The sequence below is a fragment of the Paracoccus limosus genome, from assembly GCF_009711185.1.
Taxonomy (GTDB): domain Bacteria; phylum Pseudomonadota; class Alphaproteobacteria; order Rhodobacterales; family Rhodobacteraceae; genus Paracoccus; species Paracoccus limosus.
Genome location: NZ_WMIF01000005.1, coordinates 36,904 through 52,394 on the forward strand (window position 1 = coordinate 36,904; position 15,491 = coordinate 52,394).

Here is a 15,491-nt window from a genome sequence, read left to right on the forward strand (position 1 = left end):
GCGTAAAAGCGAAGGGAAATTGTTAACCAAGCACGTTATTCGCGCTGTGATTGTGATAGAATCGACGCCGCTGGCAATCGTCTTTCTGCACCTGCAGTAAGATTTATTACAAAATGCTCACGCACAGGGTGTAGCGTTCGCCTATAATTTGGATGAATTTATCAGTTTAATATATTGTTTTTATACCAATATTTTAGATATTTTGTTCGACGCCTTCAGAACGGGATTCGCTTTATACGTTAACATTCCTGCCACGGCCCGCCGCCCGCCCTCGGACTGTCATTTGTTCGTTAAAACTGAACGGTTCAGGCTGACACCCCCGCAAGCCAGGCCAGAAAAGGAAGCCGGCCCCGCCCTTGCGGGCAGAACCGGGGGGGGTCGACTTGCGATCCGGCACTCAGTCAGCGTCGCGCTGCGCGATCCAATCGTGGTCGGGATGGTTCTTGAAGCGCCATTTGCGCAAGGGCCCGGCCATAACGTTCAGATAATACATCTCATAGCCATAGGGCACGCCGCAGGGATGATGGCCGCGCGGCACCAGCACGACGTCATGGCTCGACACGCTCATCGTCTCATCAAGGCTGCCGTCCTCGGTGAAAACGCGCTGGTGGCCGTAGCCCTGCGCCGGGTTCAGCCGGTGGTAATAGGTCTCCTCCAGATAGGTCATGGCGGGGAAGTTATCCTCGTCATGGCGATGTGGCGGATAGCTGGACCAATGCCCCGGGGGGGTAAAGACCTCGGTCACCAGCAGGCTGTCGGCCACGTCGCGGCCTTCCATGGCGATGTTGTTGATATAGCGGGTATTCGTGCCCTTGCCGCGCGGGGTCAGCTCGATCCCGTCCGGGCCGAGGCGCTGCGCCGGATGGCCGCCATGGCCGGGGGCCGAGCAGACCGCCAGCGTGCAATCGGTCAGCGCCCGCGCCCGCCAGCTCTCGCCGTTCGGGACATAGGCGCAATGCGGCGGCGCCTTTTCAAAGACATTCATGCGTTGGCCCATCTCGCCGAAATCCATCGTGTCACAGGACAGCGCCGCCTTGCCCTCGACCAGCACAAGGATCACCTCGCGGTCGCCGGTCGCCTCGGTGACTTCCTCGCCGGGTTTCAGACGATAAAGGCCAAAGCCGACATAGCCCCAACCGGCGCTTTCGGGGGTGATGTCATGCACCTTGCCGGTGATGCCCGTGGGTTTGCGCAACAGCGTCATGCGGTCTCTCCCTGCGCGGCCATCATTTCAGCCCGATCCCGGCCGCGATGGTTTTCAAGGTTTTCAGCCCAAGGCTTTGATACTGCATCGGCTCGCGAACCGAAGGGTCCTGTTCGGCCTCGATCACGATCCAGCCGTCATAGCCCGCGTCCTTCAGGATCCCCAGCAGCGGTGCGAAATCGACGCCGCCCTCGGGGTCGCCCGGCACGGTAAAGACGCCCGCCCTCACCCCGTCCATGAAGGACAGACCCTGTTCACGCACCTGCACCATCACGGCGGGGCGCACGTTCTTGGCGTGGAAATGCGCCAGCCGGCCGATATGGCGGCGCAGCGCCGGGGCCGGGTCCTGCCCGTTCGAGCCGAAATAGTAATGCCCGGCATCGAACAGCAGCCGCGTCGCCGGCCCGGTCGCCGCCATGAAAGCGTCGATTTCGTCGGGCGTTTCCACCACCGTGCCCATATGGTGATGATAGGCCAGCGCGATGCCCTCGGCAGCGGTATAGGTGGCCAGTTCCTCGACCCTGGCGCCAAAATCGCGCATCTCGGCGGCGGAGAGAACCGGGGCGTCATTCACCGGCCGGTCCAGCCCCTGCACCGAATTCGAGGTCTCGCAGGCAATGCAGACCTTGCAGCCATTGTATTTCAGCTTGTCCAGATGCGCCCGGATCGCGCGCTTTTCATCCTCGACCGAATGGGTCAGCAGGTTCAGCGAATGCCAGCCCGAGATGAACTGCAGCCCATGCCCGCCCAAGAGCGCCTTCAGCGCCGCCGGATCGCTGGGCCAGCGGTGGCCGTTCTCGATGCCGTCAAAGCCGATCTGCGCGGCCTCGCTCAGGATCTGCTCGGTCGGGATATGCGCGCCAAGGGTCTGGTCGTCGTCATTGGCCCAGGCGATGGGATTGGTGCCGAATTGGATCATCTGTCAGTTCCGGTGTTGAAGCGCGGTCAGATAGGCGGCGCGGGCGGTGTTCACCTGCGCGCGGGTGCTGGTTTCGGGAACGGCCACATCCCACCAATGCCCGCCATGCGGGGTCGAGGGATAGGGGTCGGTGTCGATCACCACCACATAGGGGCCAGCGGCGTCGCGGGCGCGGATCAGCGCCGCCTCAAGCTCGGCGATCGAGCTGACATGTTCGGTCTCGGCCCCCATGGCCCGGGCATGGGCGGCGAAGTCGATGGCCGAGGGGTTCACATGCCACGCGTCTTTCAGCAGGTTGTTGAACTCGGCCCCGCCGGTCGCGCGTTGCAGCCGGTTGATGCAGCCGTAACCCCCGTTGTCGGTCAGCACGATGGTGATCTTGATCCCCATCATCGCCGCCGTCGCCAGTTCCGAGTTCGCCATCATGTAGCTGCCGTCGCCGATCATGCAGATCACGTCACGCTCGGGTTGGGCCATCTTGATGCCCATGGCGCCGGCGATCTCATAGCCCATGCAGGAAAAGCCGTATTCCATGTGATAGGCACCGGGGCGCGGCGCTTTCCACAGCTTGTGCAGCTCGCCCGGCATGGTGCCGGCCGCGCACATGACCACGGTATCGGGGCCGCCGCTGCGCTGGACCGCGCCAATGACCTGTTGATCGGTCGGCAGGATGTTGGTGTCGGTGGGCGCATCGGTCAGCGGATCGACCAGTGCGAACCATGCGGCCTTCAGCCCCTTGGGCGGCGGTGGCGCGACGTGATCGCCCAGTGCTGCGTCCAGCGCCTGCAAGGCGACCAGGGCATCGGCGCAGAGCGGGGCCGCGCCGTGCTTCATCGCGTCATAGGCCGCGACATTGACCGAGACGAGCTGCGCGCCGGACCCGAACAGCGTCCATGAGCCAGTGGTGAAGTCCTGAAACCGGGTGCCGACGCCCAGCACCAGATCGGCCTTGGCGCAGATCTTATTGGCCGAGGCAGCGCCTGTCACGCCGACCGGGCCATAGTTCCACGCGTCATCCCAGGGCAGCGCGGATTTGCCGGCCTGGCTTTCCACCACCGGAATGCCGTGGCGGGCGGCAAAGCGCTGCAACTCCGCCGCAGCGCCCGAGTAATGCACGCCGCCGCCCGCCACGATCACCGGACGCTGGGCGTCCCGGATCATCGCGGTGACGTCTGCAAGCTCGACCCGGTCCGGCTCGGGCCGGCGGATGCGCCAGATGCGGGGCGCGAAGAAGGCTTCGGGCCAGTCATGGGCCTCGGCCTGCACGTCCTGACAAAAGGCCAGCGTCACCGGGCCGCAATCGGCGGGATCGGTGAGGACACGCATCGAATGGGGCAGCGCGGTCAGCAGCTGTTCGGGCCGGGTGATGCGGTCGAAATAGCGGCTGACCGGGCGGAAACAATCGTTGACGGTGGCAGTGCCGTCGTTGAAATCCTCAAGCTGTTGCAGCACCGGATCGGGGCCACGCCCGGCAAAGACATCGCCGGGGATCAGGAGCAGCGGCAGCCGGTTCACATGCGCCAGCGCGGCCGCTGTCACCATGTTCGCAGCCCCGGGCCCGATAGAGCTGGTGACAGCCATTGCCCGCCGGCGGCCGGATTGCTTGGCATAGGCGATGGCAGCATGGGCCATGGTCTGTTCGTTATGTCCGCGCCATGTTCGCAGCCGGTCACGTTCGGCGTAAAGCGCCTCGCCGATGCCGGCGACATTGCCATGACCAAAGATTGCCCAGACCCCGGCGATAAAGGGCTCGCCCTCTTCGGTCATCTGGGCGGAAAGCCAGCGCATCATGGCCTGCGCAGCGGTCAGCCGGATCGTGGTCATGCCTTGTCCTCCGTCGCGGCATCGCGGGCCGCGTCCCATATGGCGCAGAGCCGGGCGTAATTGTCAGCCATCATCGCAACGGCCCCCGCATCGTCGATCCGGCCTGCCAGCCAGCGCTCGGCCACCGCGCCAAAGATGGTGCGCCCGACAGCAAAGCCCTTGACCAGCGGATAGCGCGCCGCCACCTGAAAACTGTCGGCCAGATCCGCCTCTTCGGCGGCCAGCCCCAGCACGACGATGCCGCGGGTGTGCGGATCGTTGCGGCTGATCGTGGCGCAGGCCATGTCCCAGGCCGCATCCGAGGTCATCGGTTCCAGCTTCCACCAGTCGGGATAGATGCCCAGATCATAGAAGCGCTGGATGGCGCGCGCGGCGGTGTCGTCCTGAACCGGCCCGGCCTTGGAGGCGATGATTTCCAGCAGGAACTCCAGCCGGTTGCGACGGGCGGCGGCATAAAGCCGGGCCACGGTCGCCTCTTGCTCGGCACGCATCGCGGCATCGTCGTCGGGGTGATAAAAGCACAGCACCTTGACGACATGATCCAACGGCCATTCGGCCAGCGCACCGCAATCGGGGCCAAGCTCGGGCTCCAGCTGCAAGGGGCGAGAGCCCGGCCATTCCGCCGGCCTGCCGATCCAAAGCCCGCGGCCAGCGGCGGCCTGCAAGGCCTCCTGCCCCAGACGGTTGTCGCAAAGCAGACCGTAGCCCGGCCGCCCCTCGGCCACCTTTTCGACCGCCTGCAAGGCCAAGAGCTTGAAGGCGCCGATCTTTTCGGGCGTGGCGCCGGGCAGTTCCTCAAGCTGCATGCGGTGGTCAAAGGCAAAGACCCGCATCACTGGCCAGTCGCCATGCCGGTTGGTGGACCAGTGCAACTGCTCGAGTTCGGCATCCTTGCGCAGGGCGGGGGTTGTCACGCCGCGCTGCAGAAAGAATTGCAGCTCGGTCCAGCTGGGATAGGCGGGGGTGCAGCCATGGCGGCTGACGGCAAAGGCCCCGCAGGCATTGGCATAGGTCAGCGCCGTGACCCAGCCGGCATCGTCCAGCCAGCCCTTGAGCAGGCCCGCCATGAAGCCATCGCCCGCGCCTAGGACGTTGAACACCTCGATCGGGAAACCGGGGCCGCTTTCGCCCGCGTCCAAGTCGTCGGGAATGGCGCCGGCAAAGGCCACCGCCCCCATCGGACCCCGCTTGCAGACCAGCACCGCATCCGAGACGGCGCGCACGGCGCGCAGGGCTGCGATGGTGTCGGTGGTGCCGCCAGCGATGTGGAACTCCTCTTCGGTGCCGACGATCAGGTCGAACAGATGCAGCGTTGATTGCAGTTTGGCGGTCACGGCACCGCTTTCGATAAAGCGGTTCTCGCCATCGCCATGGCCCGACAGCCCCCAGAGGTTCGGGCGGTAGTCGATGTCGAGCGCGGTGCGCGCACCGTTTTCACGCGCCAGCCGCAGGGCCTTCAGCACGGCGGCCTCGGTCTGCGGGTGGCTCAGATGGGTGCCGGTGGCGACGACAGCGCGGCTGCGGGCGATAAAATCCGGGTCGATATCGGCCTCGGTCAGGCCCATGTCGGCGCAGTTCTCGCGGTAAAAGATCAGCGGGAATTGCGATTTGTCGCGGATGCCCAGCAGGACCAGCGCCGTCAGCCGCTCGGGGTCGGTGATGACGCCGGTGGTGTCGACGCCCTCGCGCGCCAGTTCCTCGCGGATGAAGCGGCCCATATGTTCGTCGCCGACACGGGTGATCAGACCGGCGCGCAGGCCCAGCCGGGCAGCCCCGGCGGCAATATTGGTCGGGCTGCCGCCGATGTATTTCTGGAATGAGCCCATATCCTCAAGCCGGCCACCGACCTGCGCGCCGTAAAGATCGACCGACGAGCGGCCGATGGTGATGACATCCAGATCTTTCACACCGTTCCTCCCAGGCTGCCTTCCAATGCGGCCAGTTCCTGGCCCCCCGCCATCAGGTCCTGCAACTCTTCGGGCGTGATCTGGCCGCGCACGGCGGTGCCCAGCGTGCGGCCCCGGTTCAGCACGGTAAAGCGGTCACCGACCGCCAAGGCGTGGCGCACGTTATGGGTGATGAAAACGACGCCGATGCCGTTCTTGCGCACCTTGTCGATGGTGGCGAGCACGTTGGCCGTCTGACGCACGCCCAAAGCCGAGGTGGGCTCATCAAGGATCAGCACCTTGGCCCCGAAATAGACCGCGCGGGCGATGGCCACCGTCTGGCGTTCGCCGCCCGACAGGGTGCCGACGGCCTGACCCGGCTCGCGCAGGTTGATGCCCATGCGCCGCATCTCGGCCATGGTGACCTCATTGGCCTGTTTCATGTCCATGAAGCGCAGCGGGCCGACGCGGCGCTGCGGTTCGCGCCCCATCCAGAAATTGCGCGCCACCGACATTAGCGGGATCATCGCCAGATCCTGATAGACGGTGGCGATGCCGGCCTCCATCGAGTCGCGGGGGCTGGCAAAGCTCATCGGCTGGCCCAGAAAGCGGATCTCGCCGCTGGTGGGTTTGTGCACCCCCGCCATGGTCTTGATGAAGGTGGATTTGCCCGCACCGTTATCGCCCAGCAGGCAGTGGCATTCGCCGGGCCGCACGTCGAAGCTGACCCCGTTCAGCGCGATGACCGGGCCGAACTGCTTGCGGATATCGACCATCTCGATGATCGGCGCGTTGTCAGAAGCAGACATCAGCGTTCCCCCGTGATCATGCGGCGAATATAGGTGTTCAGGATGACGGCAAGGATCAGGATCGTGCCCAGGAACACCCGGAAGAGCGAGCTTTCCGCCCCGGAAAAGAACAGCCCCTGCTGGACCACGCCAAAGATCAGCGCGCCAAGCGCCGCCCCGATGACCGAGCCATAGCCGCCGGTCAGAAGTGCACCACCGATGACGACACAGATGATCGCCTCGAATTCCTTCAATAGCCCCCGGTCGGCCGCGGCCGAGCCGAATTCCATCACCTGACAGGTGGCAAAGACACAGGCGCAGAAGGCGGTGAACATGAACATCAGCACCTTGACCCGGTTCACCGGCACGCCGACATAGCGCGCGGCCTGCGCATCGCCGCCGGCGGCAAAGATCCAGTTGCCGAATTTGGTGCGCGTCAGCAGCACATGGCCAAAGACGATCAGCGCCAGCGCCCAGACCACCAGCATCGAGACACCTGCGACCACCGGCTGGCCCGCCTTGGGCCCCTGGGCAAAGGTCGCGATCCAGCCGTGCTGACCCATCCAGGTGAACAGCCCGGTCAGGATCTTGCCGCCAAAGACCGGTGCCAGCCAGTCGCCCGCCGCAGCCTCCTTGACGCCGCCGATGATGGTCTGGCGCGTGGTGCGGATCGACAGCCAGATGGTCAGGCCGCGCAGGATGTAAAGCGAGGCCAGCGTCACGATGAAGCTGGGCAGGCCGGTGCGGATCACCAGAAAGCCGTTCAGCGCCCCGATGGCGATGCAGATCGCGAATGAGCTGATGATGGCCAGCCAGACCGGCCAGCCCAGCTGCACCGACAGGATGGCGATGATGGTGCCGGCAAAGCCGATCATCGAGCCGACCGACAGGTCGAACTCGCCTGCGATCATCAACAGGCAGGCGCCGACTGCGATGACGGCGAATTGCGCCGAAACGACGGTCCAGTTCTCGATGCCCTGCAGGGCGAACATGCCGCTGTTCCCGGCGATCACCAGAAAAAAGCCAAAGACCAGGATTGCGCCCGCCGTCGCGCCCAGTTCGGGGCGGATCAGGGCACGGCGAAATTTCGAGACTTGCTGAAGGCGCTCGTCCGTCATCACGTTCTCACTTGTGGGAAGGGTGTCCGGGGGGCCCGGGCGGGCGGCATTGGGCCGTGCCTGCCCGGGCGGCGGCGTCAGCGGTAAGTGCCCGCCTGCGCCTCGACTTGTTCGATATTGGCCTTGGTGATGAAGCCCGGGCCCGAGTTGACCGAATTGGGCGGGATCACCCCGTAACGGGCATAGTTGGTCAGAAAGACCACCGGCAGATAGCCTTGCAGGAAGGGCTGCTGGTCGATGGCAAAATCGATGGTGCCATCCTTGATCGCCTTGGAAATCTCGCCATCCAGATCGAAGGTGGCGAAATGGATCTGGCCGGCCTTGCCCATGTCATTCAGGGCAGAGATGGTCGGATCGGCGGCGTTCGGGCCCAGCGTGATGATGCCGTTGGTATCAGGATTGGCAGTCAGATAGGCCGCAACCTTGTTCTTGACCTCGGCCGGGTCCATGCCGCTGTCGATCATCTGATTGCCCAAGGGAACGCCCACGCCATCGGCATAGCCCTGGCAGCGTTCGACCGAGGCCGGGTTGGTGATGTAATGGTTGACGCAGGCGAATTTGGTCACGCCTTCGGCCTTGGCGCGTTCGCCCGCAGCCTTGCCGGCATCATATTCGGGCTGGCCGACATGCAGCAGCGCGCCCAGTTTCTTGGATTGCCCAATGGTGCCCGAGTTGACGGTGATGACCGGGATGCCCTGCCCCACGGCGGCGCTGATCGGCCCCGACAGCACGTTGTAATCGGCGATGGTGACGATGATCCCGTTCGGGTTCGAGGCCGCCGCCTGCTCGACGATCCGCGCCATGTCGGCCAGATCGCCCGTCGGCGGGTTGCGATATTCCACGGTCACGCCCATCTGCTTGCCGGCGACTTCCAGCGAGTTCTTGATGACGTTCCACCAGCTGTCGCTGTCGGGGGCGTGGCTGACAAAGACGAAACGTTCGCCATCGGCAAAGGCCGGCTGCGCCGCGACCAGCAGGGCGGCCGCGCTGACGGCGGTAAGCAGTTTCTTCATGTGATCCTCCCTAGACCTGCCGCCACGGCTCCTCCCGGGCGGATGCCGGGGGAATCAGGTCCCGCGCGGCAATGGTGGAATTATTATTCCATTTTGATCACAATGCAAGCGCGCAGTTCCATTTCATTTCGCCGCATTGCGGCGACTGCCGACCGACACCGCCAGCGTGATTGCCAGCGACAGCGTCGCCGACAGCGCGCGGAACTCGCCGAAATCGACCTCGGCCACCAGCAGCGGCACCACGCCCGGCAGGCGCAGCGGACTCATGGCATTGTCGGTGATGGCGACGACCGGCAGGCCGCGATCACTGGCCGCCTGCGCCAGATCCACGGTTTCTTGCCGATAGGGCGCAAAGGTGATGGCGATCAGCGCGTCGCCCTCGCGCAGGGCGTGGCGGTGATCCATCTGCCCGGTCATATCGTGCAGCATCGAGGATATACCCATCTTCTCAAAGGCATATGACAGGTATGACGCAATCGGGAACGACCGGCGCAGCCCGATCAGATGGATGGTATGCGCCTGCGCCAGCTTGGCCACCGCCTCGTCCAGCGACCGCGCATCGACGGTCGCCGCCAGCCGTTCCAGCGACAGCCGCCCGGCATCGACGAACTCCGCCAGCAGCGCCGAGGGGCTGTCGGCGCCGCGGTCGCGCAGATTGCTCAGCCGGTCCGAATAATCCGGCAAGCTGACGGCATAGACGCTGCGAAACAGCCGCTGCATCTCGGAAAAGCCGGAAAACCCCAGCATCTGACAGAACCGCATCATCGCCGAGGGTTGCACCTCCGCCCCCGCCGCCAGTTCTGCCACGGTGGAAACCGCGATTCTGTCCATGTTTTCTGACAGATATTCGGCGCATTGTCGCATCCGGCGCGGCAGATCCGCCGAAACCGCCTGCAGCCGGTCGTTGAATTCCTCGATGTCGCGGGGTGCGGCAGGGCTGTTCATCTGGGTTCTCGCTTTTCCTTTGACAGCAACCATTGCACCACGCTAGCCGGAATGGAATAAATATTCTATCTCTAACTGCGCATCGATTCGAAGGAGGAGCGAATGGAGCGTCTGCGCGTGGGGCTTATCGGAACCGGATTCATGGGCAAGACCCATGCCTTGGCCTGGCGCAATCTGCGCGCGGTCATGGGCGACGGTCCCGAAGTCCTGCTGGAAACACTATGCGATCAGCCCGCCGACAAGGCCGCCCGGCTTGCCGAGCAGTTCGGCTTTGCCCGCGCCACGGGGGATTGGCGCGCGATGATGGCCGATCCGGGTATCGACGTGGTCTCGATCACCACGCCCAACAACCTGCACCGCGACATGGCGCTGGCAGCCATTGCCGCCGGAAAACATGTCTGGTGCGAAAAGCCGATGGCGCTGACGCTGGAGCAGGCGCAGGAAATGGAGGCCGCCGCCCGCGCCAAGGGCGTGGTGACCATGGTTGGCTACAACTACATCCACAACCCCGCCTTTGCCCATGCCGTGCGGCTGGTGAATGAGGGTGCAATCGGTCGCATCGTGCATTTCCGTGGCTGGGTCGATGAGGATTATCAGGCCGATGGCGAGCTGGCATGGACATGGCGCGCGCGGCTGGCCGATGCGGGGCTTGGCGCGCTTGGCGACATGGGCTGCCATCTGGTGTCGATGACGCTGGCGCTATGCGGTCCCGTCGCTTCGCTGGTGGCCGACATGCAGACCGTGCACGACACCCGTCCCCTGCCCGATGGCAGCGGCCGCGCCCCGGTGGAAAACGAGGATACCGCGACCGCGCTTCTGCGCTTTGCCAATGGTGCGCATGGCTCGATCTCGACCTCGCGCACGGCATGGGGTCGCAAGAACAAGCTGGCATGGGAGGTGCATGGCACCAAGGGCATGATCGCCTTTGACCAGGAACGGCTGAACGAATTGCAGCTGTTCGTGAACGAAGGCCCCAAGGCCACGCAGGGCTTTCGCACCATCCTGACCGGGCCCGAGCACCCGCCCTATGGCCAGTTCGTGCCCGCCGCCGGTCATCAACTGGGCTTCAACGATCTGAAGATCATCGAGGCCGCCGCCTTTACCCGCGCCATCGCCGACGGCAGCCGCCCGCACCCGGATTTCACCGCCGCGCTGGACTTTGAAACCCTGATCCACGCCATCGCCACCTCGGCCCGCGAAGGCCGCCGCGTCGAACTGTAAAGGAACATCCCATGACGAATATCGCCCTTCTGGGCTGCGGCCGCATCGGCCAAGTCCATGCCAAGGCCATTGGCCGCACCCCCGGCGCGCTGCTGGTCGCGGTCGCCGATGCCATGCCCGCCGCAGCCGAGGCCGTGGCCCGGCAATATGGCGCCGAAACCCGCAGCATCGAGGCCATCGAGGCGGCCGGCGACATCGACGCCGTGGTGATCTGCACCCCCACCGACACCCATGCCGACCTGATCGAGCGTTTCGCCCGCGCCGGCAAGGCGATCTTTTGCGAAAAGCCGGTGGATCTGTCCGAGGCCCGCGTCCGCGCCTGCCTGCAGGTGGTCGAGGATACCGGCGCGCGGCTGATGATCGGCTTCAACCGCCGGTTCGACCCACATTTCGTGGCGCTGAAGGCGGCAGTCGATCAGGGCCGCATCGGCACTGTTGAGCAGGTCACCATCACCAGCCGCGACCCCGGCCTGCCGCCGGCGGCCTATATCAAGGTCTCGGGCGGAATTTTCCGCGACATGACCATCCATGATTTCGACATGGCCCGGCATCTTCTGGGCGAGGACGTGACCAGCGTCTATGCAACCGCCGCCGCCTTGGCCGATCCCGCCATCCGCGATCTGGGCGATTTCGACACCGCGACCGTGGTGCTGACCACCGCCTCGGGCCGGCAGGCCACCATCATCAACTCGCGCCGCGCCAGCTATGGCTATGATCAGCGCATCGAGGTGCATGGCTCGAAAGGCATGGTCAGCGCCGAAAACCAGCGCGCCGCCGATATCGAGATCGCTACCGCCGAGGGCTTCCTGAAGCCGCCGCTGCTGGATTTCTTCATGACCCGCTACACCGCCGCCTATGAGGCCGAGCTGACGGCGTTCCTTACGGCGCTGGCCGGAGGCACCGCCATGTCGCCTTCGGGTGCGGATGGGCTGGCGGCGCTGCAACTGGCCGAGGCGGCACTGGAATCGGTGCGCAGCGGGGCTGCCGTCACCCTGTCCTGACATCGGGCCGGGGCGCAGAAAGCAAGTGACAGAAACCTGTCAATATGGCATATATTGCAAACAACCTTGCACGATATGCCATGAACCTGCGCGAAAAACTGACCCAAGCGGCCCAAGGCAGCGGCGCGGCCCCTGCCTTGGCCCGCTATATGCTGAACGCCTTTGCCGAGCTGCCCTTCGTTTCGGCGGCGGAACTGGGCCGCGCCGTCGGCGTCAGCGAGGCGACGGTCGGACGTTTTTGCCGCCAGCTTGGCTATGCCAATCTGCGCGCGCTCAAGGATGAGCTGCGCCATGACATCGGCGATGCGCCCTGGCTCTTGCGCGACCGGCTGGAAGAGCTGCGCGGCGAGGATGGCGAAACCGCGCTGGCCCGTGGGCTGGAGCTGGAAATCGCCGGCCTTGCCCGCATCTATGAACAGGCGCGCAGCCCCGATTGGGCGCGCACCGCCGCCCGTCTGGCCGGCGCCCGGCAGGTCTGGGTCGCGGGCTTTCAGACCGAGGCGGGGCTGGCGCAATATTTCGCCGCGCAGCTGGGTTATCTGCGTCCGGGCGTGCGGCTGGTCGATACGGCGGCGGGCAATTTCGCCGATGTGCTGCTGGCGGGCGAAACCGACGCCTGCCTCGTCCTCTTCGAGGCGCGGCGCTATTCCCGGCTGGCCCGGCTGCTGGCGGCCGAGGCGCAGGCGCGCGCGATCCCGGTCGTGCTGATCACCGACGAACATTGCAGCTGGGACGCCGGCCTGACCGATGCCACCTTGCGCGTCAGCACGGCGACCGGACAGTTCTGGGACGGCACCGCACAGATGGCCAGTCTGGGCAACCTGCTTTTGAACAGCACCTTTCGCGAACTCGGCCCCGGCGTGCGCGACCGGATGGAGGCGATCGCCAGCCTTTACGGCAGCGTCACCGGCCATGTCGGCGGCCCGCCCCCGAAATCCTGACGCCCGATCCCAGATCCAGACATTCCGATGGAGACCCCGATGCCCCCCCTGTTCCCCGGCCTCAAGATCGAATCGGCCGAGCTGCGCCTGATCCGCCTGCCGCTGATCACGCCCTTTGTCATCTCGACCGGCACGATGACCGACAAGCATATCCTGCTGCTGACCCTGCGCGCCGAAGGGCTGGAGGGTTACGCCGAAGGTGTGATGGACCCCTATCCCGACTATCTTGAGGAAACCGTGGCCGGCGCCCGGCCCTTTCTGCGCGAGGTGATCCTGCCCCGCATCACCGGCCAGCGCTTTGCCCATCCCGCCGAGCTCGCTGCCATCCTTGACCCTTGGCGCGGCCATCGCATGTCCAAGGCCATGGTCGAAATGGCGCTGTGGGATCTGTGGGCCAAGGCGCTGAACCTGCCGCTGGCAAAGGCGCTTGGCGGCGTGCGCGACAGCGTCGAAAGCGGCGTCAGCCTTGGCATCGCCGATATTCCCACCACCTTGCAACGCGCGGGCGAGGCCATTGATGCCGGCTACAAGCGCATCAAGCTGAAGATCAAGCGCGGCCACGATCTGGCGATGATCGCCGAGCTGCGGCGGACCTTCCCCGAGGCCAAGCTGACGGTCGATGCCAATACCGATTACCGGCTGAACGACCTGCCGCTGTTTCATGCCATGGATCAGTTCGGGCTGGACTATATCGAGCAGCCGCTGGCATTCGACGACATCCACGACCATGCCCGCCTGCAGGAACGCCTGATCACCGCGCTGTGCCTTGACGAAAGCATCCGCTCGGCCACCGATGCGCGCCATGCGCTGGTCGCCGGCGCCTGCCGGGTCATCAACATCAAGGTGGGTCGCGTCGGCGGCCATGCCTCGGCCCGCGCCATCCATGATCTGTGCGCCGCCTTCGACGTGCCGGTGTGGTGTGGTGGCATGCTTGAGGCCGGGATTGGCCGGGCGCATAACATCCATCTGTCGACGTTGGCGAATTTCACCAAGCCGGGCGATGTCGCCTCGGCCAGCCGCTATTTCCACCGCGACCTGATCAATGAGCCGCTTGAGGTCGTGCAGGGCCGCATGGCGGTGCCGGCGAACGGGCCCGGCATCGGCGTGACGCTGAACCGCGACTTTGTCGAGACCGTCACCGCCGAGCGCGAGGTGCTGCGATGAGCGTCGAGATCCGCGAACTGGCCGGCATCGCCGAGCTCAAGGCCGCCGAGGATCTGCAACGCGCCGTCTGGGGGGCTGCGGACCCGCCCGATGCCTCGGATCTGCTGCTGGTCGTCCAGCACGAGGGCGGGCTGGTCGCCGGCGCCTTTGCCAAAGGGCGGATGCTGGCATTCCTTTTTGCGCTGCCAACGGCGACGCCGGGCGTGCAGCATTCGCACCGTCTGGCCGTGCTGCCCGAGGCGCGCGGGCTGCGGCTGGGCGCGCGGATGAAATGGTTCCAGCGCGACTGGGGGCTGGCGCATGGCGTCGAACTGGTGCGCTGGACCTATGATCCCTTGCGCGCGATCAATGCCGGGCTGAACATCGCAAGCCTTGGCGCGCAGGCGCGGATCTATCACCGCGACTATTACGGCGAGATGGCGGGCATCAACGCGGGCCTGCCCTCGGACCGGATCGTGGCGGAATGGCATCTGGCAGCACCCCATGTCGCGGCCCGCGCGGCGGGCGAACGCCCGGCGCAGACTGGGCGGCGCCTGCCGATCCCGCAAGATATCGACGCGCTGGTCACAGCCGCCCCCGAGGCCGCGCTGCGCGAACGCCTGCGCCTGCGCGCCGCGCTGGAAACCGCCTTTGCCGCCGGCGAGGCGATCACCGGCTTTGACCGTGCCCGCGCGGAATACCTGCTGAGCTGAAGCTGGTGGGGCGCGCTCCAGCGCCCCACCCGACGGGTCAAAGCAGGAAATCGCTGGCGTCCAGCTGCGACTTGCTGAAACTCTCCAGCACGATGCTGCTGTCTGCCGACAGCGTCAGCACCAGATCGCCCCCCTGCTGCCGGGCCGAGGCGATCACCCCGTTCAGCTGCGCGCGGCTGAAATCATCCAGCGCGATCCGATCGAGGCCGTTCTGGAAATCCATGATCCGGTCGCGCCCGTCGCCACGCTCGAATTCAAACACATCGGCGCCCGATCCGCCATAAAGCCTGTCCCGGCCCAGACCACCGTCCAGCGTGTCATTGCCAATCCCGCCCTGCAGCAGATCATCGCCCGCGCCGCCGTCCAGCTCGTCATGACCCAGCCCGCCCAGCAGCCGGTCATTGCCGGCACCGCCGTCCAGTTCGTCATTGCCGCGGCCGCCGTCCAGCAGGTCGTTGCCGGCCCCGCCTTCGATGTCGTCATCGCCGGCCGCGCCGAACAGGCTGTCATGACCCGCGCCGCCATGAATGCTGTCATGGCCGCCCTGCCCATTGATCCAGTCATTGCCCTCGCGCCCGGCAATCCAATCGGCAAAATCGTAACCGCTGATCCGGTCGGCAAGCGAGGTTCCGTTGATCTGTGCCATATGCGTTTCCTTTCCGAAACGGTCTATCCGCGCCGGCGCCCGCTGCGCCGATCCATGGCGCGGTTCTGGCACACGCCCGCTGACAGCGATCTGATTGCGCCTGTCAGGCAATTGTCAGCGCACCCGGGC

Annotated in this window: 14 protein-coding genes; 5 read left to right on the top strand and 9 right to left on the bottom strand. The window is 65.4% G+C overall.

Features of this window, described 5'->3' with window-relative positions:
- Positions 1-397 precede the first annotated feature (397 nt).
- The 8 genes from iolB to GL279_RS05295 all read right to left on the bottom strand — a co-directional run bounded on the left by iolB (position 398) and on the right by GL279_RS05295 (position 9,697).
- Positions 398-1,204, bottom strand: coding sequence for a 5-deoxy-glucuronate isomerase (iolB, locus tag GL279_RS05260; RefSeq protein WP_155063567.1), 807 nt, complete (start codon positions 1,202-1,204; stop codon positions 398-400).
- 22 nt (positions 1,205-1,226) lie between these two features.
- Entirely contained in the window at positions 1,227-2,123 is an 897-nt protein-coding gene (iolE, locus tag GL279_RS05265) for a myo-inosose-2 dehydratase (RefSeq protein ID WP_155063568.1), read from the bottom strand.
- A gap of 3 nt (positions 2,124-2,126) precedes the next feature.
- Positions 2,127-3,947, bottom strand: coding sequence for a 3D-(3,5/4)-trihydroxycyclohexane-1,2-dione acylhydrolase (decyclizing) (gene iolD / locus GL279_RS05270; protein WP_155063569.1), 1,821 nt, complete (start codon positions 3,945-3,947; stop codon positions 2,127-2,129).
- Positions 3,944-5,854, bottom strand: coding sequence for a bifunctional 5-dehydro-2-deoxygluconokinase/5-dehydro-2-deoxyphosphogluconate aldolase (locus GL279_RS05275; protein WP_343039711.1), 1,911 nt, complete (start codon positions 5,852-5,854; stop codon positions 3,944-3,946). Before GL279_RS05275 ends, iolD begins: the two co-directional genes overlap by 4 nt.
- Positions 5,851-6,642 carry an ATP-binding cassette domain-containing protein gene (locus GL279_RS05280; RefSeq protein ID WP_155063570.1) on the bottom strand — a complete coding sequence of 264 codons (792 nt, stop codon included), beginning with the start codon at positions 6,640-6,642 and terminating at the stop codon, positions 5,851-5,853. Before GL279_RS05280 ends, GL279_RS05275 begins: the two co-directional genes overlap by 4 nt.
- Complete coding sequence (locus tag GL279_RS05285; RefSeq protein WP_155063571.1) at positions 6,642-7,739, bottom strand: ABC transporter permease; 1,098 nt, start codon at positions 7,737-7,739, stop codon at positions 6,642-6,644. The genes GL279_RS05280 and GL279_RS05285 overlap by 1 nt, the downstream gene beginning before the upstream one ends.
- A 77-nt stretch (positions 7,740-7,816) precedes the next feature.
- Positions 7,817-8,752 (bottom strand): sugar ABC transporter substrate-binding protein, encoded by a 936-nt coding sequence (locus GL279_RS05290; RefSeq protein WP_155063572.1) that lies wholly within the window; start codon positions 8,750-8,752, stop codon positions 7,817-7,819.
- Positions 8,753-8,875: 123 nt separating this feature from the next.
- Positions 8,876-9,697: a MurR/RpiR family transcriptional regulator gene (locus GL279_RS05295; RefSeq protein WP_155063573.1), complete on the bottom strand. Its 822-nt coding sequence runs from the start codon at positions 9,695-9,697 to the stop codon at positions 8,876-8,878.
- Positions 9,698-9,799: 102 nt separating this feature from the next.
- Here GL279_RS05295 and GL279_RS05300 point away from each other — a divergent pair, with 102 nt between their 5' ends.
- The 5 genes from GL279_RS05300 to GL279_RS05320 all read left to right on the top strand — a co-directional run bounded on the left by GL279_RS05300 (position 9,800) and on the right by GL279_RS05320 (position 14,716).
- The gene (locus GL279_RS05300) at positions 9,800-10,918 is read left to right on the top strand and encodes a Gfo/Idh/MocA family protein (protein ID WP_155063574.1); all 1,119 of its coding nucleotides are present in this window, start codon (positions 9,800-9,802) and stop codon (positions 10,916-10,918) included.
- 11 nt (positions 10,919-10,929) lie between these two features.
- Positions 10,930-11,919 carry an inositol 2-dehydrogenase gene (iolG, locus tag GL279_RS05305; protein WP_155063575.1) on the top strand — a complete coding sequence of 330 codons (990 nt, stop codon included), beginning with the start codon at positions 10,930-10,932 and terminating at the stop codon, positions 11,917-11,919.
- Positions 11,920-11,999: 80 nt separating this feature from the next.
- Positions 12,000-12,860: a MurR/RpiR family transcriptional regulator gene (locus GL279_RS05310; RefSeq protein WP_155063576.1), complete on the top strand. Its 861-nt coding sequence runs from the start codon at positions 12,000-12,002 to the stop codon at positions 12,858-12,860.
- A 39-nt stretch (positions 12,861-12,899) separates the two neighbouring features.
- Complete coding sequence (menC, locus tag GL279_RS05315) at positions 12,900-14,024, top strand: o-succinylbenzoate synthase (RefSeq protein ID WP_155063577.1); 1,125 nt, start codon at positions 12,900-12,902, stop codon at positions 14,022-14,024.
- On the top strand, positions 14,021-14,716 hold the full coding sequence (locus tag GL279_RS05320; RefSeq protein WP_155063578.1) for a GNAT family N-acetyltransferase: 696 nt from the start codon (positions 14,021-14,023) through the stop codon (positions 14,714-14,716). The genes menC and GL279_RS05320 overlap by 4 nt, the downstream gene beginning before the upstream one ends.
- A 37-nt stretch (positions 14,717-14,753) precedes the next feature.
- Here GL279_RS05320 and GL279_RS05325 read toward each other — a convergent pair whose 3' ends face one another.
- Complete coding sequence (locus tag GL279_RS05325; RefSeq protein ID WP_155063579.1) at positions 14,754-15,362, bottom strand: calcium-binding protein; 609 nt, start codon at positions 15,360-15,362, stop codon at positions 14,754-14,756.
- Positions 15,363-15,491 lie beyond the last annotated feature (129 nt).